Below are 20,712 nucleotides of genomic sequence, written 5' to 3'. Positions count from 1 at the left end.
GGGATGCGGGGGCTGCGGTCGGGGGCGGGCGGCGGGAGTGCCCGGGGGGCGGCGGGCGGGAGTGCCCGGGGGGCGGCGGGCGGGGGTGTCAGCCGCCGAGGGCGGCCACGGCCCGCGCCAGTTCCCGGGGCACGTCGGGGACGAGGGTGTGCGCCCCGTCGCGCACCACGTGCCGTCCGCCCACGACCGTGTGCCGGACGTCGGCGGCCGTGGCCGCGAATACGGCCGTCTCGGCGCCGAGCCGCGGCGGCGGTCCCGCCGTCCTGACCGAGTCCAGCGCGAGGGTGGTGAGGTCGGCCAGGGCGCCGGTCTCGATGCGCCCCGCCTCGGGCCAGCCGAGCGCCGCGTGTCCGTCGGCGGTGGCGGCGCGCAGCAGGGCGGCGGCCGTCCAGTGGCCTCGGGTACGGGTGCGCAGGCGCTCGTTCAGCTCCATCGCGCGGGCCTCTTCGAGCAGGTCTACGACGGCGTGGCTGTCGGAGCCGAGGGAGAGCGGCGAGCCGGCCCGCTGGAGCGCGACGGCGGGTCCGATGCCGTCGGCGAGGTCCCGTTCGGTGGTCGGGCACATGCAGGTGCCGGTGGTGGTGCCGCCGAGCAGGGCGATGTCCTCCTCGGTGAGGTGGGTGGCGTGGACGGCGGTGGTGCGCGGTCCCAGCACGCCCTGGTCGGCGAGGAGCCGGGCGGGGGTGCGTCCATGGGCCTCGCGGCAGGCGTCGTTCTCGGCGGTCTGCTCGGAGAGGTGGACGTGGAGCGGGGCCCGCCGTTCCTCCGCCCACCGCGCCACGGTCGCCATCTGGTCCGCGGGCACGGCCCGTACGGAGTGGATGGCGGCGCCGATCCGCGCGTGATCCCGTTCCTTGAGAAGTGCACAGCGTTCCGCCCAGGAGTGGGCGGTGCCGTCGGAGAAGCGGAGCTGGTGGCCGTCGGGGGCCCGTCCGAAGCCGGCGGAGAGGTAGCAGGTGTCGAGGAGGGTGATGCGCACACCGGCCTCGGCGGCGGCCTCGACGAGCGCCTCGCCCATGGCGTTGGGGTCGGCGTAGCGGGTGCCGCCGGGGGCGTGGTGGACGTAGTGGAACTCGCCGACGGCGGTGATGCCGGCCAGCGCCATCTCGGCGTAGGTGGCACGGGCGAGCGAGAAGTAGCTGTCCGGGGTGAGCTTGTCCGCGATGGCGTACATGACGTCGCGCCAGGCCCAGAACGAATCCGGCGCCCGCTCGGCGTCCGCATCGCCCGTTCCCCGCGGACGCGGGGGTGCTCCCGTGCCGGAGCCGGCCTGGACGGTGCCGCGCAGGGCTCGGTGGAAGGCGTGCGAGTGGGCGTTGGCCAGTCCCGGCAGGGTCAGTCCGCGCAGGATCTCGGCGCCGGGCGGCGGGGCGGGGACTCCGGTGCGGACGGCGGCGACGCGCCCGTCCCGTACATCCACGGCGACGCCCGGCTCGACGTGGGTGCCGAGCCAGGCGTGCTCCAGCCAGTACGTGCGCGGGGTGGGGTTCACGTGCGGGCCAGCCCTTCCAGTACGTCGGCGAGCGCGGCGACCCCGGCGAGGCAGTCGTCCTCGGCGGCGAACTCGGCCGGGGAGTGGGAGACGCCGGTGGGGTTGCGCACGAACAGCATGGCGGTCGGGACGCGTCCGGAGAGGATTCCGGCGTCGTGTCCGGCGCCGGTGCCGAGGACGGGGACGGGCACGCCGGTCCTCGCGCCCAGGATGCGGGCGAGTTCGTCGCGCAGTACGTGGTCGAACTCGACGACGGGGCTGAAGGACTCGCGGACGATGTCGAGGTCGACGCCGTGGGCGGCGGCGTGGTCGCGGGCGGCCTTCTCGATCCCGGCGACCACGGTGTCCAGGCTCTCCTGGTCGGCGGCGCGGGAGTCGAGCCAGCCGCGTACGAGGGAGGGGATGGCGTTGACGCCGTTCGGCTCGACGGCGATCTTGCCGAAGGTGGCGACGGCGCCCGCGAGCCGGGCCTCCCGGCGGGCGGCGAGGACGGTCTCGGCGTAGGGCGGCATCGGGTCGCGGCGGTCGTCGAGGCGGGTGGTGCCGGCGTGGTTGGCCTCGCCGCGGAAGTCGAACCGCCAGCGGCCGTGGGGCCAGATGGCGGAGGCGATGCCGACCCGGTCGCCGGACAGGTCCAGGGCGCGGCCCTGTTCGACGTGGAGTTCGACGAAGGCGCCGATGCGGGCGAGGCGTTCGGGGTCGGGGCCGAGGGCGTCCGGGTCGTGGCCGGCGGCCTCCATGGCCCGGGGGAGGGTGACGCCGTCGGCGTCGGTGAGGCGGTGGGCCTGTGCGGCGGTGAGCGCGCCGGCGGTGAGGCGGGAGCCGACGCAGGCGAGGCCGAAGCGGGCGCCTTCCTCGTCGCCGAAGTTGACGATGCCGAGCGGCCGGGCGAACCGGACGCCCCGGGCGCGGAGTTCGTCGAGGGCGGCGAAGGCGGAGACGACGCCGAGGGGCCCGTCGAAGGCGCCGCCGTCGGGGACCGAGTCCAGGTGGGAGCCGGTGACGACGGCGTCCCCGGCGGCCGGGTCGCCGAGCCAGGCCCACTGGTTGCCGTTCCGGTCGGTCTCGTAGGCGAGGCCGCGCTCCTCGGCCTGCTGCCGGAACCAGGCCCGGCAGTCGGTGTCGGCGCCGGTCCAGGCGAAGCGGTGGTAGCCGCCGGAGACGGGGCTGCGGCCGATGGGCAGCAACTCCGCCCACATCCTGTGGAAGGTCACGCCTCGTCACCCTCGCGCGCCTCGTCACCCTCGCGCACGTCGTCGCCCTCGCGCATCGGCACCCGTACGCCCCGCTCGGCGGCGACGGCCTCGGCGCCCTCGTAGCCGGCGTCGACGTGGCGGATGACGCCCATGCCGGGGTCGTTGGTGAGCACGCGGCGGATCTTCTCCCCGGCGAGCGGGGTGCCGTCGGCGACGGTGACCTGTCCGGCGTGGAGCGAGCGGCCCATGCCGACGCCGCCGCCGTGGTGGAGGGAGACCCAGGAGGCGCCGGAGGCGACGTTGACCATGGCGTTGAGCAGCGGCCAGTCGGCGATGGCGTCGGAGCCGTCGCGCATGGCCTCGGTCTCGCGGTAGGGGGAGGCGACGGAGCCGCAGTCGAGGTGGTCGCGGCCGATGACGACGGGGGCGGCCAGCTCACCGCTCGCGACCATGTCGTTGAAGCGCTCGCCGGCCTTGTCGCGTTCGCCGTAGCCGAGCCAGCAGATGCGGGCGGGCAGGCCCTGGAAGTGGACGCGCTCGCCGGCCAGCCTGATCCAGCGGGCCAGGGACTCGTTCTCGGGGAAGAGGTCGAGGACGGCCCGGTCGGTCTTGGCGATGTCGGCGGGGTCGCCGGAGAGGGCCGCCCAGCGGAAGGGGCCCTTGCCCTCGCAGAAGAGGGGGCGGATGTAGGCGGGGACGAAGCCGGGGAAGGCGAAGGCGCGGTCGTATCCGGCGAGTCGGGCCTCGCCGCGGAGGGAGTTGCCGTAGTCGAAGACCTCGGCGCCGGCGTCCTGGAAGCCGACCATGGCCTCGACGTGCCGGGCCATGGACTCGCGGGCGCGGGTGGTGAAGCCGGCCGGGTCCTCGGCGGCGGCGTCGGCCATGTCCTCGAAGGCGATGCCGGTGGGCAGGTAGGCCAGCGGGTCGTGGGCCGAGGTCTGGTCGGTGACGATGTCGATGGGGGCGCCCATGGCGAGCAGTCGCGGGACCGCCTCGGCGGCGTTGCCGAGGACGCCGATGGACAGGGGGGTGCGCCGGTCGCGGGCCTCGGTGGCGAGGTGGAGGGCGTGGTCGAGGGAGTCGGCCCTGACGTCGAGGTAGCGGTGCTCGATGCGGCGGTCGATGGCGCGCGGGTCGCAGTCGACGCAGATGACGACGCCGTCGTTCATGGTGACGGCGAGGGGCTGGGCGCCGCCCATGCCGCCGAGGCCGGCGGTGAGGGTGATGGTGCCGGCGAGGGTCCCGCCGAAGCGCTTGGCGGCGACGGCGGCGAAGGTCTCGTAGGTGCCCTGGAGGATGCCCTGGGTGCCGATGTAGATCCAGGAGCCGGCGGTCATCTGCCCGTACATGGTCAGGCCGAGGGCCTCCAGGCGGCGGAACTCCTCCCAGGTGGCCCAGTCGCCGACGAGGTTGGAGTTGGCGATCAGCACGCGCGGCGCCCACTCGTGGGTCCGCATGACGCCGACCGGGCGGCCGGACTGGACGAGCATCGTCTCGTCCTGCTTGAGCCCCTCCAGCGTGCGGACCATGGCGTCGAAGGAGCGCCAGTCGCGGGCCGCCTTGCCGGTGCCGCCGTAGACGACGAGCCGGTCGGGGTGTTCGGCGACCTCGGGGTCGAGGTTGTTCTGCAGCATCCGCAGCGCGGCCTCCTGCGGCCAGCCCTGGGCGGTGCGCCGGGTGCCGCGGGGCGCCCTGACGGGGCGGGCGTCGGATGGGCGGGGTCCGGACATGGTCTGCCTCCTGGTGGCTGGCTCCCGGCGACTGTTACTGCGGATATTCACATCCTGTCCCGCTGAATATGGCTAGTCAATACACGGCGCGGGGACGCGCGGCGGCGCGTCTCGGATGTGTGGCCGGTTAGGGGGCAGGGGCAGCGGGGACGCGGAGGGTCACGGCGACGGGACGGAGAAGCGCGTGAGCGAGGGCACGGACAGGATCGGCGGACCGGGCGGCGGGGAGCGGGCCGCCCGCCGGGACCGGGCGGTGCGGGCCGCCGTGGAGCAGGGGCTGCTCGGACCCGGCGCCCCGCTCGTGGCGCTGCTCGACGTGACCGGCATCCGGGAGTCGGCGGCGGCGCTGCGCTCGGCGTTCGCGGCGGTGACGGCGCCGGGTACGCCGGTGCTGCACGCCTTCGCGGTGAAGGCGACCCCTCTGGTGCCGGTGCTGCGGCTGCTGCACGAGGAGGGCATCGGGGCGGAGGTGGCGAGTCCGGGCGAGCTGGCGCTGGCCCGCACCGCGGGGGTGCCGGCGGCGCGGACGGTGCTGGACTCGCCGGCCAAGACGCCGGAGGAGCTGCGCGAGGCGCTGGCCCTGGGCATCGCCGTCAACGTGGACAATCCGCAGGAGCTGGCCCGCCTCGACGCGCTCCTCGCCTCCGGCCGGACCGCCTCGCCGATCGGCATCCGGGTGAATCCGCAGGTCGGCGGCGGTGCCATCGAGGCGCTGTCGACGGCGACGGCGACCTCGAAGTTCGGGGTGGCGCTCCGGGACGAGGGGGCCCGGGAGTGGGTCGTCCGGGCGTATCTGGACCGGCCCTGGCTGACCCGGCTGCACACGCACACCGGCTCGCAGGGCGTCCCGCTCACGCTGATGGCCCAGGGGGTGGCCGCCGCCCACGCCCTCGCCGAGGAGATCAACGAGCGGGCCGGGCGGCGGCAGGTCGACACCCTCGACATCGGCGGCGGACTGCCGGTGAACTTCGCCTCGGAGGAGACGGCCCCGACCCACGCGGAGTACGCGCGGGTGCTGCGGGAGGCGGTGCCGGGGCTCTTCGACGGGCGGTACGGGCTGGTCACCGAGTTCGGCCGGTCGCTGCTGGCCGAGCACGGCACGATGCTGGCCCGGGTGGAGTACGCCAAGAGCGCCGGGGGGCGCCCGGTCGCGGTGACGCACGCGGGCGTCCAGGTGGCGACGCGCACGGTGTACGCGCCGGAGGCGTGGCCGCTGCGGATCGCCGCGTACGACGCCGGGGGCCGGCCGAAGGCGGGGCCCGGGGTGGTGCAGGACGTGGCGGGCCCGGCGTGCTTCGCCGGGGACCTCCTGGCGACGGGCCGCGCGCTGCCGCTGCTGGAGCAGGGGGACTACGCGGCGGTGCTGGACACGGGCGCGTACTACTTCGCCCACCACTACGCCTACAACTCCCTCGCCCGCCCCGCCGTCCACGGGTTCCTGCCGGACGACGGCGGCGGGATCGCCTTCGCCACGGTGCGCGAGGCCCAGTCGGTGGCGGACATCGTGGCGGAGTCGGGCGGGGCGCGGGCGGACGCCCTGGTGGGGCGGGACCGGGGGGCGGGCCGGGCCTGACGGGGGCGGCGAGGCCCCGGCCCCGCGCGGGCGGGCCGCCGCGCCCCGGCCTCACCGAGTCCACCGGGGCCCCGCGCTCACGGAGCCGGGCCGGGGCGGCGCGAACGCCCCCGTCCGCTCAGGCCAGGCTCGCCGCCTTGCGGCGGGCGCCTCCCGGGGCGGCGTCGCCGGCGGCGATGCCGGTGCTGCTGTAGGCGCGGACCGCGGGGCCGGCCGGACGGCCGCCGTTGCGGGCGAGCCAGTCGACGCGCACCCACAGCAGGGCCCCGCCCGCCTCCTCGCGGCGCCCGATCCAGGCGGACTTGAGCCACAGGCCGAGCCCGCAGCCGGCCATCAGCAGCCCTGCGGCGGCGGGGACGGCGAAGGAGGCGCCCACGGCGGCGAGGAAGGCGAGCAGCAGCCACCATCGGTGACCCCGGCGCCAGTTGCGCAGGCTCACCGCGCGGTCCTGGAGCACGTCGTGCCGGCCCGCGCGGGTGGCCGAGCCGGCCAGCGCCGCGTACCGCCCGCGCTGTACCGTCGCCACGACGGGCACCGCGATCACGAACAGCGCGGCGCCCGCCAGGACGCCGATACGGCGTCCGGTCAGCCCCGGCACCAGCGCCCCGATGCCCGCCGCGAGCAGGCCCAGCCACCACAGCGGTGCCGCCCCCGCCCGTACGACGACGGCGACCCGGGCCAGTCCCCGTCCTCCACCCTGTCCTGCGCGCGCCACGTCGGCCTCCTGTTCCGGTTGTGCGAAGCGAACGTCCGAAGGGTCTGTCAGCGTAGGCACGGTAGCGGGAGAAGGTGAGACGCGTCTGAGAGAACCGCGCCCGGCGGAACCCCTCGCCCGTCACTCCACGAACAGCCCCCGGGCGGCGGCCCGCGCGTCGAACTCCTCCAGCCGGGCCTGGGCGTCCGGGAGGTCGTCGCACATCGCCTCCAGCAGCACCCGGCCGAGCAGCATCGGCGCGCAGGCCGTGTCGAAGGCGAGCCCGGTGCCGACGGCGGCGGGCAGCAGCAGGTCGGACACCTTGGCGACGGGCGCGAAGGCCGAGTCGGCGACGGTGACGACGGTGAGCCCCGCCTCCCGCGCGTGGGCGAGGGCGTCGAGGACCTCACGGGGGTGCCGGGGCAGGGCGAAACAGAGCAGGGCGCTCGCGCCGGCCCGGACGGCGGCGTCGATGCGGTCGTGGAGCATGGTGCCGCCCTCGTTGAGGAGCCGCACGTCGGGGTGGACCTTGGCCGCGAAGTAGGCGAAGCCGTGCGCCTGGGCGGCGGCGGCCCGCAGCCCGAGCACCACCAGGGGGCGGCCGGCGGCGAGGGTGCGCCCGGCCTCCCGAACGGGGGCGGGGTCGGCGAGCGCCTCGGCGAGGTGCCGCAGGTTCTCGATTTCGGCGACGACGGCCTGCTGGTACTCGTTGTGCCCGGCGGCCCGCGGGGCCGGTTCGGCCGAGGGCACCACCTCGCGCAGGTGGCGGCGGAGCGCGGGGTAGCCGTCGAAGCCGAGGGCGACGGCGAAGCGGGTGACGGAGGGCTGGCTGACCCCGGCGAGTTCGGCCAGCTCGACGCTGGAGAGGAAGGGCACCTCGGCGGCGCGGCGCACCATGCTGTGCGCGATGCGCCGCTGGGTCGGCGTGAGCCGGTGCCCTTCGAAGAGCGTCTGCAGCCGCGCGGCCGGGCTGTCGCTCCCGCTCATCCCCTGCTCCCCCTCGCCCCTATTCACGTTCCCCGTTTCCTGCATACCGTTATACAGCGAGCCACGCCTCCGGGCACGGTCACGGTCCCCACGGCCCCCGGCACCGCGCCGTATCCCCTCGAACCCCGGCGGCCGGAACCCGTCGGACCGGGCGTGCCAGGTCCCCGCGGAGGGCGGCACAACTGGCCGAAGAGCATCGGAAAGACACCGAAAATATTCTCTTCGCCGGTTATGCAAACCGAGAGCGGGTGCACATTTGAGCCATCCGCGACCCCCTCTCCCGATCTCGCATCCTGGACAAGAGTTGCCCGTGCCAAAGTGCATATGCCTAAGCTGACGACCCGTTGATTCCGCACAATCGCACCGGACGCCGGGGGGCCTCCATATGGGTATCCGTCATGTCGTGCTGTTCAAATTCAAAGACGGACTCGACTGGTCTGACCCCAGAGCGGCCGAAGCGGAATCCGTGACACGGCAGCATCCCCGGCACATTCCGGAAATCGTGCACTGGCAGTGCGGCAGGAACGTCTCGGGGCGCCCGATCGCGCATGACTTCGCCCTGGTCGGCGACTTCACCGACCGGCAGGCGGTCGACCGTTACCTGACCCACCCCGACCATGTGCGGGGAGTCGAACTGTGGCGAGCCATCGCCGACTGGTCCGTAGTGGACTTCGAAGTGCTCCTGAAATCCGACACGTGACCGACCATTCACGCCGGCTCGGCCGGAATACTCCGTGCGGCGGACAGGAGCGCGTATGAACGAAGGCGTGAATTTATCGCCCCCTTCCGATACCAGTCCGCCATGGACGGCATTACTGGCGATCGTCGCCGCCGCATTGATATGGAGCACTTCCTTCGCCGTGACGAAGGTCGTGCTCGACAATGTGCCACCCATGACCATCGGCGCCATTCGGTTCGCCGCCGCCGCCCTGATTCTCGCGTTGCTGGTGCGGATGCAGAAGGGCTGGAAGCCGGTGGGGCGCCGGCCGGCGCTGGCCATGGGCGGGGCCGGTCTGCTGGGCATCACCGCGTACTTCGGTCTGGAGAACATCGGCGTCGACCTGGCGACCGCCACCGACGCGGCCATCATCGTGGCCGCGTTCCCGATCATCACGGTGATCCTGGAAGCGGTCCTGCACCGCGTTCTGCCCTCGCTCCCCCGCATCCTGGGCATGACGCTGGCCGTGGCCGGGGTGTGGCTGATCGTCCGGCAGAGCGCGAGTTCGGGGGGCGGACACCGCGTGCTGGGAGACGTCATCCTGCTGGCCGCCGGCATCGCCTGGGCCGCGTACAACATCGTCGCCCGCCGCACCAGCCCCGGGTACTCCCCTCTCACCAGCACCTACTACCAGACGGTGGCGGGCGCGCTCGGCTTCGTCCTGCTCTGTCCGCTCGAATACCGCGAGTGGCACCGGCCCTCGGCCGCCGACCTCGGCATGCTCGCCTTCCTGGCGGGGATGTGCTCCATCGCCGCGTTCGTCCTCTACAACTTCGGTCTGCGTGACGTCCCGTCGAGCACCGCCGTGAACGTGCTCAACCTCGTCCCGGTCTTCGGGCTCCTGTCCGCCGTCGTGGTCACCGGCGAGTCCGTCGGTGTCACCGAGGGGGTGGGCTGCCTCATCGTCATCACCGGTGTGGTCCTCGGCTCCGGGGTCCGGCCCCGCCCGGCGGGACGTGCCGCCCCGGACATCCACGACCGCGCGGGAGAGGCCCCGCGGAAAGAATCCGAGCTGGAAAAGAAATGAACCAGGACATCAAGAACAGCAAGTGTGTGATCGTCGTCAACGGCGACCTGCCGACGGGACTGACCGTGAACGCGGCCTCCGTGGTGTCGTTGACCCTCGGCCGCAGCGTCCCCGAACTGATCGGCCCGGACGTGAAAGACGCCGACGGGGGCGTCCACCTCGGCATCACGCTCATCCCGGTACCGGTCCTCACGTCGTCCGCCGAGCGGATCGCCCAGATCCACCGGCTGGCCGTCTCCGATCCGGAGGTGGTCGTGGTCGGCTTCAGCGACCTGGCGCAGTCGTGCCGCACCTACGAGGAGTACATGGAGCGGATGTCCGGCACGGCACCGGCCGACCTCGCCTACTCCTCGATCGGCCTCTTCGGGCCCCGCAAGCAGCTCAACAAGTGGACCGGCAGCCTGGCGCTGCTGCGCTGACCGGCCGTAACCCACCCGCACACACAGCGGGTGCCTGCGGCTCCTAACCCGCAGGCACCCAAGCCCCGTAGCCCGTCGACAAAACGCAGAGGCTGGGACCATGTTCACTATATTCGACGACCGACTTGACGCCTTCGCGCGTCGCACCCTCGCCGATCACCGCCGCTTCGACGCGGCCGGATGGCCACGGGAGGAACTCGAAGCGCACCAACTGACCGCGCTGCGCGAGACCCTCCGCCATGTGACCGGGAACTCGCCCTTCTACGGCGAACTCCTCGGCCACCTCGACGAGTCCGCGATCGCGGGACTCACGTTCGACTCCTTCGCCGAGCTGCCCTTCACCACCAAGGACGACCTGCGCGAACGGCTGTTGGACATGCTCTCCAAGCCCGTCCACGAGGGCTGGGTCTTCTACGAGACGACCGGCACCACCGGCCGCTCCACCCCCTGCCCCCGGGACCACGTCGACTCCCTCGTCAACAACACGGCGCTGTCCGTCTGTTACGACCACGTCTTCCGCGCCCACGGCGACCGCCACGTCATCGGCGTGATGGGGCCCAACGAACTGCACTCCACCGGGGACACCTTCGGCGACGTGTGCCGCAACCTCGGCCACGCCCACGCCAAGATGTGGCCGCACTCGCCCGTCGTCGGCTTCCGACGCGCGCTGGAGGTCATCCGGGAAGTCTCCGTGACGGGCGTCTTCTGCACCCCCAACGTCGCCATGTCCCTGGCGAAGGAAGCGGTGCGCGCCGGGCTGGAGCCCGCCGGCCTCGGCATCCGCTTCTTCATGTTCACCGGCGAACTCGCCACCCCCGGCCTGCTGCGGAACATCGGGGAGATGTGGGGCGCCACCGCCTACAACTGCCTCTACGCCTCGCAGGAGGCGTCCGTCCTCGGCGCCACCCACGGCGACGGGCGGCTGCGCACCCTGCCGCTCAACGTCTACTACGAGCTGATCGACCCCGGGACCGGCCGGCCCGCCGCCCCACGGGACGGCTTCCGTCAGGGCGAGCTGGTCGTCACCCACCTCTACCAGGGCAGCAAGCCGCTGGTCCGCTACCGTACGGGCGATCTGGTGCGGCTGTACCCCGCGGCCCCGGCCGCCGGCTACCCGTCCGACGTCCTGCTGCCGCTGGGGCGCGTCCGCGATCTCATCGACCTCAACGGCCGCCGGGTCACGGCCTACGAGCTGGAGTCGCTCATCCTGTCCCGGCTCGCCGGAGCCATGGACTACCAGCTCGTCATCGACCGGGCCGACGGCACGGACACGCTCACCGTGGAGGTCGAGACCCGCGACGGCGCCCCGCTGCCCCCCGCCGCCGTCGACGACCTGGCGGGCGCGGCCCACGAAGCCTGGGGCTGCCCCGTGGAGATCGGCTACCGGCAGCTCGGCGGGATCACGACCACCGGCGCTCTGGTGAGCTGGAAGGCCGCCCGGGTGCACGACCGGCGCCGGGCGCCGGACGAAGAGCGGAAGGTGGCGCTGGCCATGGCCGGCGGGAGGCGGGGCCGGTGAGCGCCGCCCCGCACGAGCGGTGGGCCTTCCACCAGGGAGAGTTCGTCCGGGCCGGCGACATACGGCTGGGCGTCGGCACTCAGGGCCTGCACTACGGCACGGGCGTGTTCGAGGGCATCCGCGCCTACGCCGCCGCGGAGGGCGGCGACTCGCTCCTCTTCAAGGCGAGGGAGCACTACGAACGCCTGCACGCCTCGTGCCGCCTGCTCCGCCTCGATCTGCCCTTCGGTCCCGCCGAGTTGGTCGAGGTGACCCGCGAGCTGATCCTGCGCAACCGGCTCCTCGGCGACGTCTACGTCAGGCCCGTGGTCTACAAGCAGGCGCTGGAGCCCGGCACCCCCTTCGGCGTCAGGCTGAGCGGCGTGTCGACGGCGGTGTCGATCGTCACCCTGCCGATGGGCGATTACGGCAAGGCCGGGGGCATCCGCTGCGGCGTCAGCTCCTGGCGTCGCGTCCCCGACGCCTCCCTCCCGGCCCGGGGGAAGATCACCGGCGCCTACGCCAACAACGCGCTGGCCGTGGAAGAGGCCACCGCCGCCGGATACGACGACGCCATCATGCTCAACCAGCGTGGAACGGTCGCCGAGGCGAGCACCGCGAACGTCTTCGTGGTCGGCTCCGGCTCCGTCTCCACACCAGGGCCCGACTCCGACATCCTCCCCGGTCTCACCCGTGCCGCGGTGATCCGGCTGCTGGCCGACCAGGCGGAGCTCACCGTCGTCGAACGCACCGTCCAGCGCTCCGAACTCCACCTGGCCGACGAGGTGTTCCTGACCGGCACCGGCTGCCAGATCGTGCCGGTGACGGAGATCGACGGGCGCCCGGTCGGCGACGGAACACCGGGCCCCGTCACCACCCTGGTGCGCGAGGCGTACCAACGCGCCGCGCGCGGGGCCGATCCGGTCCACCGGCACTGGAACACACCCGTGGGCTTCCCGGTCCGGACGGCCGCCCGGGGCTGAGCGCGGCGCCGTCCCGGCGGGTGTGCGGACGGTCCATGCCGTCCCACCCGCCGGCCGGGCCCCGGCTCGCCTCCCGACCCTCCGGGTCCCTTCCTGCCTTCTCTTCGCCTCTCTGGGGGAATTGTGATCAACCGGTACCGCTTCGACGTGCCCGACGGCCGGGAGATGACCGATGTCGCTCTCTCCCGGCTCCCCATGACCAAACCCCTGCGGATCTCCTCCCTGGGCCCGGCCGGGACCAGCAGTGAGCAGGCGTGCCGTGTGCTCCAGGGAAACCTGGTGCGGCGCGGCCACGAAAGCGTCCTGATCGAGCTGTGCGACCAGTACGAAGAGGCCGCCGACCGCCTCGGCCGCGGCGACTGCGAACTGGTGGTGGCCGCCAACGCCTACGCCCGCGTCGACCGCTTCTACATGGACCCGGCGCTGCGCCTGGCCGCGGTGTTCGTGAAGGACACCCCTCACTACGGCATCGCCGCCCGCCCCGGTGCCGGCCTCGGCCCGAAGGCCGCGGTGATCACCCACCCCGCGCCCCGCGCCCTCGTGGACGAACTCCTGCCGGAGCGGTTCGACCTCACCGAGGTGGTGTTCGCCTCGTCGACGAGCGCGGCGGCCCAGGCCGTGGCCAGGGGGGACGCTCCGCTGGCCCTGACCACGGCGCCGGCGGCCCGTCTGCACGGGCTGGAGTTCCTCTCCCGTACCCGGCCGATCCGGATGGTGTGGTCGGCGTTCACCCGGGCGGACCTCCTCGACGAGGACCGCCCCGTGCCGCCCCGTCCCGGAGTGAGCACCCGGAGCACGGCGTGGTGAGCGGGGCGGTCTTCCTGGACGACGACGAGGTCCGGGATCTGTTCCCGCCCGCCACCGCGGTCGCGGCGATGCGGCAGGCCATGCGGGCCTTCTCCGCCGGCGAGGTGACGCAGCCGTTGCGCACGGTGCTGCGACCGCCCTCGCGCGAGGGCGGGGAGCCGGGGCTGTTCGGGTCGATGCCCGCCCACGTGCCCTTCGAGGGGCGGCACTGGTTCGGCGTCAAATCCGTCGTGGTCCGGGCCGACAACCCGGCGAAGGGGCTGCCCACCCACGTCGGGACGGTGACGGTCTTCGCCCCGGACACGGGGGTGCCCGTCGCGGTGCTCCCGGCCGGCACCGTCACCGAGCTGCGCACGGCCGCCGCGTCCGCGGTCGCCGCCGAGGCGCTCGCGCTGCCGGGGCCCACCACGCTGGCGGTCGCCGGGGCCGGTGCGCAGGCACGGGCGCATGTGACGGCCATGGCGGCGGTACGGCCGATCCGGCGGGTCAGGATCTGGAACCGCGGCCCGGACGGCGCGGCGGGCCTGGCGGAGTGGGTCCGCACCGAGCACGGCTTCGAGACCGACGTGTGCGCCACGCTCGCCGAGGCCACCCGAGAGGCGGGGCTGATCTGCACCACCACGTCCGCCCGGGAGCCGGTGCTCCACGACGCGGACGTGGCTCCCGGGGCCCTGGTGTGCGCCGTGGGAGCCTGCCGGCCCGGCGCCCGGGAGCTGTCCTCCGCTCTGGTGGCCCGGTCCACGGTGGTCCTGGACAGTGCCGAGGCGGCGGAGCGGGAGGCATCCGAACTGCTGGTCCCGCTCCGGGAAGGGCTCATCGGGCGGGACCACGCGCGGGGGGAGATCGGTGCCGTGCTGGACGGACGGGTTCCCGGGCGGCGCGGCGAGCGCGAGCGGATGGTCTACCTGTCACTGGGGCTGGCCGTCCAGGACGTCGTGGCGGCCGTCCTCGTCGCGAAGCTGCGGGCCGTGCGGGCCGGGGCGGACCCCGCGTCCGCGTGGTGGCGGGCATGAGGTGACGGCCGGTCATCACGCCCTCGCGCGGCGGCCGGCCGCCCCGAAAGGGGTTCAGTGGGTTTCGTAGATGCCCTGGTAGTGGGTGAGGGCGGTGGTGTGGACGTGGTGGTCGGGCCAGGAGGCGAAACGATCGGGGGCGAGCCGTGCCGGGTCGACGAGGGGGTCGCCGGTGTCCAGCAGCAGGTGCGCGAGGTGGCGGCCGACGCCACCGGCGTGGGTGACCCAGGACGCCTCCGCGAACCACAGGCCCGGCACGCCCGGAGCGGGACCGACGAGCGGCAGTTCGTCGGGGGTCAGGGCGAAGGCGCCGTTGAGCCGGCGGCCGGGGGGTGCCGTGCGGAAGGCGGGCACCAGGGAGGTGGCCCGGCTGAGGGCGGCGCCGAAGTCCTCTTCCCGGAAGGGGAGTTCGGCCGAGGTGAGGCCGGCGGAGGGGGTCAGGGGCAGCGGGGCGTGCGCGTAGCTGCCCAGGCCGTAGCGGCGGCCGTGCCGGCGGGTGTAGACGGCGTGCTCGGGATAGCGCACGATCGGCGCGTCGATGACCGTGTCGTCCAGTCCCGGGACGTCGGCGGTGTAGAGGTACGGGTGCTGCACCGCCACCATCGGCAGCCGGACACCGGCGTCCGCGGCGAGGACGGGCCCCCAGATGCCCGTGGCCAGCACGACCCGCCCCGCGCCGATCACCTCGCCTCCCGGCCCCGTGCGCACGCCGGTCACCCGGCCGCCCTCCCTCTCCAGGGCCACGACCGGTGTCTCGAAGCGGAGCCGGGCGCCGGCCCGCTCCGCGTCGTCCAGCAGCAGGCGGGTGAGCAGGGCGGGGTCGGCGGCGCCGTCGCCGGGGATGTGCAGGGCGCCGTGGACGATGCCGGGGTCGACGAGTGCGGGGGCCAGGGCGGCGGTCTCGCCGGGGCCGATCACCCGCGCCTCGACGCCGAGGCGCCGGCCGTGCTCGGCGTCGCGGTGGGCCCGTTCCAGCCGGGCCTCGGTGGTCGCGACCTCCAGGCAGCCGACCTGCCGGAAGGCCCACCCGGGGCCGTCCCCGGAGAGGGCGCGGTAGGTGCGGACGCTGTCCCGGGCCAGGGCGGTCAGCTCCGGGCTGGTGCTGAGCCGGCCGACGAAACCGGGGGCGAGGCCGGTCGACCCGGGCAGTTCCGTACGGGTACGGGAGTCGAGCACCACCACGTCCTCGCAGCCCAGGCGGGTGAGGTGGTGGGCGACCGAGGCGCCCACCACACCGGCGCCCACGATCAGCGTCCGGTCGTCCGGCCGTCGTCCCCTGGTCATCGTGTCCGCCCTCTCCGCTCCACGTCCACCGACTCCGGTCCTTTACCCAGGCCGCACGCCGCGACCCCTGGAGTCCCCCGGTGGAGACGGGGGTTAGCACCAGTGTTCCGGGGCGGGCGGGTGTCTAGCGTGGGGGCATGACGGGAATGGACGCGCGGGACGCCGATCTGAAGAAGGACCTCGACGCCACTCTGCGGGCCCGCAGGGAACTGGGCGAGGAGTACGACTCCGCCCTGGTCGACTCGTTCCTGGAGAAGGTCGACCAGCGCATCGACATCGCGGTGGACCGCCGGGTGCGCCGGCAGCTCGCCGAGCAGCAGGTGACGGCGGTGCGGGGAGCGAGGTCGCCGCGGCCCGCGGACTCCTGGGGCGAGCGCTTCGGCTTCGCCATCGTGTCGCTGGTCCTCGCCATGCCGCTCTCCGCGATCGGCGGCGGGGTCGCCAAGCTGCCGGGGCTCCTGGTGGTGTGGGCCGGCATCGTCGGCGTCAACCTGATCCAGGCCGCGCGGAGCACGCCCGAGCTGTTCCACCGCCGCGAGGGCCGCCGGGACGACCGCGGCGAGGACCGCTGGAAGGACTGACCGCGGGCCCCGGCGGGTGACCGGCCTCAGGTCCCGGGAGGAAGAGGCGCGCGGGGACCGGCGTACCCCCGGTCGCCCGGGGGTCGGGACGACGGCGGTCCCCGCGCGGGACGCGGCGCCCCGGCCCGAGCGACCGGGGCCCCGCGTCCGTGGCGTCCTTGGAGGTCCGGGAGCCGCTCCGGAAGGTCCCCGACGCCGTTCGGTGCCGGCCGGGCGGGGCGCTCCTCCCGTTCCAGACCCGAGAGGCGCCCCGCTCGCCGACGTGTCCCACTGTGCCGGAGGCGTGTTAAGCCCGTGCTGCGGGCACGTGACGCGCGCGTACCGCTTCCGCGAAGTCCGCGAGGATCACCGTCGGGGGCGTCGGCGTCCGTCCCTTGCCCGGGGCCGCCGCTACTTGCCGCCCTTGGCGAGGAAGGCCAGCAGGTCCTGGCGGCTGACCACGCCGGTCGGCTTGCCCTCCACGAGGACGATCGCCGCGTCCGCGCCGCCGAGCACCGACATCAGGTCCTCGACCGGTTCGCCGGAGCCGACCTGCGGCAGCGGGGCCGACATGTGCTTCTCCAGCGGGTCGTCCAGCGAGGCGCGCTGGGTGAACAGGGCGTCCAGCAGCTCCCGCTCCACGACCGAGCCGACCACCTCGGCGGCCATCACGTCCGGGTGACCGGCGCCCGGCTTGACGATCGGCATCTGCGAGACGCCGTACTCGCGCAGTACCTCGATGGCCTGGCCGACGGTCTCCTCGGGGTGCATGTGGACCAGGGAGGGGATGTGGCCGCCCTCCTTGTGGTCGAGGACGTCGGCGACGCGGGCGCTGGGGCCGGTGTCGTCGAGGAAGCCGTAGTCGGCCATCCACTCGTCATTGAAGATCTTGCTGAGGTAGCCGCGCCCGCTGTCCGGCAGCAGGACGACCACCACGTCGTCCTCGCCTAGCCGCTCGGCCACGCGCAGCGCCGCGACGACGGCCATGCCGCAGGAGCCGCCCACCAGCAGGCCCTCCTCCTTGGCGAGGCGCCGCGTCATCTGGAAGGAGTCCTTGTCGGAGACGGGGACGATCTCGTCGGCGACGTCACGGTCGTACGCCGTCGGCCAGAAGTCCTCGCCGACGCCCTCGACCAGGTACGGCCGGCCGGAGCCGCCGGAGTAGACGGAGCCCTCGGGGTCGGCGCCGATCACGCGGACCCGGCCCTCGCTGGCGTCCTTCAGGTAGCGGCCGGTGCCGGAGATGGTGCCGCCGGTGCCGACGCCCGCCACGAAGTGGGTGATCTTCCCCTCGGTCTGCTCCCACAGCTCGGGGCCGGTGGAGTGGTAGTGGGAGAGCGGGTTGTTCGGGTTGGAGTACTGGTCAGGCTTCCAGGCGCCCGGCGTCTCGCGCATCAGCCGGTCGGAGACGTTGTAGTACGAGTCCGGGTGGTCGGGGTCGACCGCGGTGGGGCAGACGACCACCTCGGCACCGTAGGCGCGCAGTACGTTGATCTTGTCCGTGGACACCTTGTCCGGGCAGACGAAGACGCACTTGTAGCCCTTCTGCTGGGCCACGATCGCCAGGCCCACGCCCGTGTTGCCGCTGGTCGGCTCGACGATGGTGCCGCCCGGCTTCAGCTCGCCGCTCTTCTCGGCCGCCTCGATCATGCGCAGGGCGATGCGGTCCTTGACCGAGCCGCCGGGGTTGAAGTACTCCACCTTGGCCAGGACGGTGGCCTTGATGCCCTTGGTGACGCTGTTGAGCCGTACCAGCGGAGTGTTGCCGACGAGGCTGATCATCGAGTCGTGGAATTGCACCGTTGTCTCCGGATGCTGCAAAAGGTGTGGTCGTAGTGGTTCCGCCACCCTATGGCCTGTCGCCCCGGGGGTGTCCCGGGGCACCGTTCACCCCCCGTCGAGATTGGGCGACGGTCCGTACGGGGCAAGCAGTGGATGTACGGCTTCTAGGAGGTGGCGGCCAGGCATGACCAGCATGTCGAGGGCGAGGGTGGCCCGGCGGATCGCGGCAGGCGCGGCCTACGGCGGCGGCGGGATCGGGCTGGCCGGTGCGGCCACGATCGGTCTGCTGCTGGCGGAGGTGCAGCTCGCGCGGCGCCGGGTGGGCATCGGCACGCCCGACCGGGTGCCGAACGCGCAGGGGCTGTACGGCGGTGCGCTGCCGGCGCCCGGAGGGCTGCCCCTGCGGATGGTGATGCTCGGCGACTCCACGGCCGCCGGGCAGGGCGTGCACCGGGTCGGCCAGACGCCGGGCGCGCTGCTGGCCTCGGGGCTCGCCGCGGTGGCCGAGCGGCCGGTGGAGCTGTTCTCGGCGGCGGCGCCGGGGGCCTGTTCGGACGACCTGGACCGGCAGGTGAGCGAGGTGCTGGCGGACCCGGGGCGGGTGCCGGACATCTGCGTGATCATGATCGGGGCCAACGACGTGACCCACCGCATGCCGGCCACGCGGTCGGTCAGGCACCTGTCGTCGGCGGTACGGCGGCTGCGGACGGCCGGGGCGGAGGTGGTCGTCGGCACCTGCCCCGACCTGGGCACCATCGAGCCGGTGCCGCAGCCGCTGCGCTGGCTGGCCCGGCGGGCCTCGCGGCAACTGGCGGCGGCACAGACCATCGGCGCGGTGGAGCAGGGCGGTCGTACGGTGTCGCTGGGCGATCTGCTCGGCCCCGAGTTCGCGCAGAACCCGCGCGAGCTGTTCGGCCCGGACAACTACCACCCCTCCGCCGAGGGGTACGCCACGGCCGCGATGGCGGTGCTCCCCTCGGTCTGCGCGGCGCTCGGGCTGTGGCCGGCCGACGAGGAGCGGCCGGACGCCGCCCGCCGCGAGGGCTTCCTGCCGGTGGCCCGTGCGGCGGCGGAGGCCGCCTCGGAGGCGGGTACGGAGGTCGCGGCGGCGATGCCGGCCGGCCCCCGGGGCCCATGGGCCCTCCTCAAACGCCGACGCCGCCGCCGCGTCCCCGAATCGGAACCGACCTCATCCACCCAACCAACCTGACCCCGGCCGACCCCGCCCGCCGGTGCGGGCCGCCGGCCACCGCCGCGGGCCACCAGCCACCGTCGCGGGCCGCCGGCCACCAGCCGCCGTCGCGGGCAGTCGTGCCGCTGGGGCGGCACGGGTGGGCGCGGCGGCACCCGGCCGGCGCCGGGTCAGCCCGCCCACCCGCGCCCACCCCGGCCCACCCGCACACATGCCCCCACCGCACCCGACCCCCGGCCCACCTCAACCCCCAGGCCCCCAGCCCCCGGGCCCCCGGCCCGCCCCTCACCCACCCCACAAACAAAAGCAAGCGCTTAGAAAGCTGCGTCCGAAGTCACACCCCCACCCCCGTGACCCCGCCCATACCTCCGGGTAACTTCCCAACCGTCCGCCCGTTCCCCGTCCGTACGCCACAGGAGCCCGCGATGCCTGAAGCCGTGATCGTCTCTGCCACCCGCTCCCCCATCGGCCGCGCGTTCAAGGGCTCCCTGAAGGACCTGCGCCCCGACGACCTGGCCGCCACGATCATCCAGGCCGCCCTCGCCAAGGTCCCCGAGCTGGACCCGGGGGACATCGACGACCTCATGCTCGGCTGCGGCCTCCCCGGCGGCGAGCAGGGCAACAACCTGGGCCGGATCGTCGCCGTGCAGATGGGCATGGACCACCTGCCCGGCTGCACCATCACCCGGTACTGCTCCTCCTCCCTCCAGACCTCCCGCATGGCGCTGCACGCCATCAAGGCCGGCGAGGGCGACGTCTTCGTCTCGGCCGGTGTCGAGACCGTCTCCCGGTTCGCCAAGGGCAACTCGGACAGCCTGCCGGACACCCGCAACCCGCTGTTCGCCGAGGCCGAGGCCCGTACCGCCGCCGTCCAGGCACAGGAGGGCACCACCTGGCACGACCCGCGCGAGGACGGCCTGCTGCCCGACCCCTACATCGCGATGGGCCAGACCGCCGAGAACCTGGCCCGCTGGAAGGGCGTCACCCGGCAGGAGATGGACGAGTTCGGCGTCCGCTCGCAGAACCTCGCCGAGGAGGCCATCAAGAACGGCTTCTGGGAGCGCGAGATCACCCCGGTGACCCTGCCCGACGGCACGGTCGTCGCCAAGGACGACGGCCCCCGCGCCGGCGTCACCCTGGAGGGCGTGGCCGGACTCAAGCCCGTCTTCCGCCCCGACGGCCTGGTCACCGCCGGCAACTGCTGCCCGCTCAACGACGGCGCCGCCGCCCTCGTCGTCATGAGCGACACCAAGGCCCGCGAACTGGGCCTGACCCCGCTCGCCCGCATCGTCTCCACGGGTGTCTCCGCCCTCTCCCCCGAGGTCATGGGCCTCGGCCCGGTGGAGGCGTCCCGGCAGGCGCTGCGGCGGGCCGGGCTGACCATGGACGACATCGACCTGGTGGAGATCAACGAGGCGTTCGCCGCCCAGGTCATCCCGTCCTACCGGGAGCTGGGCATCCCGCTGGAGAAGCTGAACGTCAACGGCGGCGCCATCGCCGTCGGCCACCCCTTCGGCATGACCGGCGCCCGCATCACCGGCACGCTCATCAACTCCCTCCAGTGGCACGACAAGCAGTTCGGCCTGGAGACCATGTGCGTCGGCGGCGGCCAGGGCATGGCGATGGTCATCGAGCGCCTGAGCTGACCCGAGCACGGGACCCTGGGTGCCGGTCGCGGCACCCAGGGTGACGAACGGCCCGGAATCCCGCCGCCGGCGAGGTTCCGGGCCGTTCCGTGACCCAATCTCCCCCAGGAT

18 protein-coding genes are annotated in these 20,712 nt (G+C 73.9%); 11 read left to right on the top strand and 7 right to left on the bottom strand.

Going from position 1 to position 20,712, the window contains the following annotated elements:
- Nucleotides 1-88: 88 nt before the first annotated feature.
- From J5Y05_RS24115 to hutU, 3 genes are read right to left on the bottom strand one after another with little or no spacing between them, the layout of a single operon-like run.
- The gene (locus J5Y05_RS24115; RefSeq protein ID WP_210875156.1) at nt 89-1,492 is read right to left on the bottom strand and encodes a formimidoylglutamate deiminase; all 1,404 of its coding nucleotides are present in this window, start codon (nt 1,490-1,492) and stop codon (nt 89-91) included.
- Complete coding sequence (locus J5Y05_RS24110; RefSeq protein ID WP_210875155.1) at nt 1,489-2,706, bottom strand: allantoate amidohydrolase; 1,218 nt, start codon at nt 2,704-2,706, stop codon at nt 1,489-1,491. The genes J5Y05_RS24115 and J5Y05_RS24110 overlap by 4 nt, the downstream gene beginning before the upstream one ends.
- The gene (hutU, locus tag J5Y05_RS24105; RefSeq protein WP_210875154.1) at nt 2,703-4,418 is read right to left on the bottom strand and encodes a urocanate hydratase; all 1,716 of its coding nucleotides are present in this window, start codon (nt 4,416-4,418) and stop codon (nt 2,703-2,705) included. The genes J5Y05_RS24110 and hutU overlap by 4 nt, the downstream gene beginning before the upstream one ends.
- 115 nt (nt 4,419-4,533) lie before the next feature.
- Between hutU and J5Y05_RS24100 the strand changes: the two genes are divergently transcribed.
- Entirely contained in the window at nt 4,534-5,991 is a 1,458-nt protein-coding gene (locus J5Y05_RS24100; RefSeq protein WP_210875153.1) for a type III PLP-dependent enzyme domain-containing protein, read from the top strand.
- A gap of 118 nt (nt 5,992-6,109) precedes the next feature.
- Here J5Y05_RS24100 and J5Y05_RS24095 read toward each other — a convergent pair whose 3' ends face one another.
- Nucleotides 6,110-6,706: a hypothetical protein gene (locus J5Y05_RS24095; RefSeq protein ID WP_210875152.1), complete on the bottom strand. Its 597-nt coding sequence runs from the start codon at nt 6,704-6,706 to the stop codon at nt 6,110-6,112.
- 120 nt (nt 6,707-6,826) lie between these two features.
- Entirely contained in the window at nt 6,827-7,672 is an 846-nt protein-coding gene (locus J5Y05_RS24090) for a MurR/RpiR family transcriptional regulator (protein ID WP_210875151.1), read from the bottom strand.
- A 403-nt stretch (nt 7,673-8,075) separates the two neighbouring features.
- Between J5Y05_RS24090 and J5Y05_RS24085 the strand changes: the two genes are divergently transcribed.
- From J5Y05_RS24085 to J5Y05_RS24055, 7 genes are all read left to right on the top strand, one after another.
- A complete protein-coding gene (locus tag J5Y05_RS24085; protein ID WP_307854066.1) occupies nt 8,076-8,372 on the top strand; it encodes a Dabb family protein in 297 nt (98 codons plus the stop codon).
- Nucleotides 8,373-8,427: 55 nt separating this feature from the next.
- Nucleotides 8,428-9,417 carry a DMT family transporter gene (locus J5Y05_RS24080; RefSeq protein WP_210875149.1) on the top strand — a complete coding sequence of 330 codons (990 nt, stop codon included), beginning with the start codon at nt 8,428-8,430 and terminating at the stop codon, nt 9,415-9,417.
- Entirely contained in the window at nt 9,414-9,836 is a 423-nt protein-coding gene (locus J5Y05_RS24075; protein ID WP_210875148.1) for a DUF2000 domain-containing protein, read from the top strand. The genes J5Y05_RS24080 and J5Y05_RS24075 overlap by 4 nt, the downstream gene beginning before the upstream one ends.
- A 100-nt stretch (nt 9,837-9,936) precedes the next feature.
- Nucleotides 9,937-11,355 (top strand): phenylacetate--CoA ligase family protein, encoded by a 1,419-nt coding sequence (locus J5Y05_RS24070; protein ID WP_210875147.1) that lies wholly within the window; start codon nt 9,937-9,939, stop codon nt 11,353-11,355.
- The gene (locus J5Y05_RS24065; protein WP_210875146.1) at nt 11,352-12,317 is read left to right on the top strand and encodes a branched-chain amino acid transaminase; all 966 of its coding nucleotides are present in this window, start codon (nt 11,352-11,354) and stop codon (nt 12,315-12,317) included. Before J5Y05_RS24070 ends, J5Y05_RS24065 begins: the two co-directional genes overlap by 4 nt.
- A 165-nt stretch (nt 12,318-12,482) precedes the next feature.
- Entirely contained in the window at nt 12,483-13,124 is a 642-nt protein-coding gene (locus J5Y05_RS24060; protein ID WP_210875145.1) for a hypothetical protein, read from the top strand.
- Nucleotides 13,118-14,137 carry an ornithine cyclodeaminase family protein gene (locus J5Y05_RS24055; protein WP_210875144.1) on the top strand — a complete coding sequence of 340 codons (1,020 nt, stop codon included), beginning with the start codon at nt 13,118-13,120 and terminating at the stop codon, nt 14,135-14,137. Before J5Y05_RS24060 ends, J5Y05_RS24055 begins: the two co-directional genes overlap by 7 nt.
- A gap of 54 nt (nt 14,138-14,191) precedes the next feature.
- Here the strand turns inward: J5Y05_RS24055 and J5Y05_RS24050 are convergent, their stop codons facing one another.
- Entirely contained in the window at nt 14,192-15,421 is a 1,230-nt protein-coding gene (locus J5Y05_RS24050) for an NAD(P)/FAD-dependent oxidoreductase (RefSeq protein WP_210875143.1), read from the bottom strand.
- A 146-nt stretch (nt 15,422-15,567) separates the two neighbouring features.
- Between J5Y05_RS24050 and J5Y05_RS24045 the strand changes: the two genes are divergently transcribed.
- A complete protein-coding gene (locus tag J5Y05_RS24045; protein WP_210875217.1) occupies nt 15,568-16,002 on the top strand; it encodes a hypothetical protein in 435 nt (144 codons plus the stop codon).
- A gap of 390 nt (nt 16,003-16,392) precedes the next feature.
- Here J5Y05_RS24045 and J5Y05_RS24040 read toward each other — a convergent pair whose 3' ends face one another.
- On the bottom strand, nt 16,393-17,781 hold the full coding sequence (locus J5Y05_RS24040) for a cystathionine beta-synthase (protein WP_210875142.1): 1,389 nt from the start codon (nt 17,779-17,781) through the stop codon (nt 16,393-16,395).
- 166 nt (nt 17,782-17,947) lie between these two features.
- Here J5Y05_RS24040 and J5Y05_RS24035 point away from each other — a divergent pair, with 166 nt between their 5' ends.
- A complete protein-coding gene (locus tag J5Y05_RS24035; RefSeq protein ID WP_210875141.1) occupies nt 17,948-18,973 on the top strand; it encodes an SGNH/GDSL hydrolase family protein in 1,026 nt (341 codons plus the stop codon).
- Between the two features lie 407 nt (nt 18,974-19,380).
- Complete coding sequence (locus tag J5Y05_RS24030; RefSeq protein ID WP_210875140.1) at nt 19,381-20,601, top strand: acetyl-CoA C-acetyltransferase; 1,221 nt, start codon at nt 19,381-19,383, stop codon at nt 20,599-20,601.
- Nucleotides 20,602-20,712: the final 111 nt, after the last annotated feature.

It is taken from the genome of Streptomyces tagetis (assembly GCF_018069565.1).
GTDB classification, from domain to species: domain Bacteria; phylum Actinomycetota; class Actinomycetes; order Streptomycetales; family Streptomycetaceae; genus Streptomyces; species Streptomyces tagetis.
This window is presented reverse-complemented; position numbering and strand designations above follow the sequence as displayed.

Coding starts and splice junctions, on each gene's coding strand:
- J5Y05_RS24050 (WP_210875143.1), bottom strand. CDS start 15,421: ATGACCAGGGGACGACGGCCGGACGACCGGACGCTGATCGTGGGCGCC.
- J5Y05_RS24045 (WP_210875217.1), top strand. CDS start 15,568: ATGGACGCGCGGGACGCCGATCTGAAGAAGGACCTCGACGCCACTCTG.
- J5Y05_RS24100 (WP_210875153.1), top strand. CDS start 4,534: ATGTGTGGCCGGTTAGGGGGCAGGGGCAGCGGGGACGCGGAGGGTCAC.
- J5Y05_RS24075 (WP_210875148.1), top strand. CDS start 9,414: ATGAACCAGGACATCAAGAACAGCAAGTGTGTGATCGTCGTCAACGGC.
- J5Y05_RS24060 (WP_210875145.1), top strand. CDS start 12,483: ATGACCGATGTCGCTCTCTCCCGGCTCCCCATGACCAAACCCCTGCGG.
- J5Y05_RS24030 (WP_210875140.1), top strand. CDS start 19,381: ATGCCTGAAGCCGTGATCGTCTCTGCCACCCGCTCCCCCATCGGCCGC.
- J5Y05_RS24070 (WP_210875147.1), top strand. CDS start 9,937: ATGTTCACTATATTCGACGACCGACTTGACGCCTTCGCGCGTCGCACC.
- J5Y05_RS24090 (WP_210875151.1), bottom strand. CDS start 7,672: ATGAGCGGGAGCGACAGCCCGGCCGCGCGGCTGCAGACGCTCTTCGAA.
- J5Y05_RS24035 (WP_210875141.1), top strand. CDS start 17,948: ATGACCAGCATGTCGAGGGCGAGGGTGGCCCGGCGGATCGCGGCAGGC.
- J5Y05_RS24080 (WP_210875149.1), top strand. CDS start 8,428: ATGAACGAAGGCGTGAATTTATCGCCCCCTTCCGATACCAGTCCGCCA.
- hutU (WP_210875154.1), bottom strand. CDS start 4,418: ATGTCCGGACCCCGCCCATCCGACGCCCGCCCCGTCAGGGCGCCCCGC.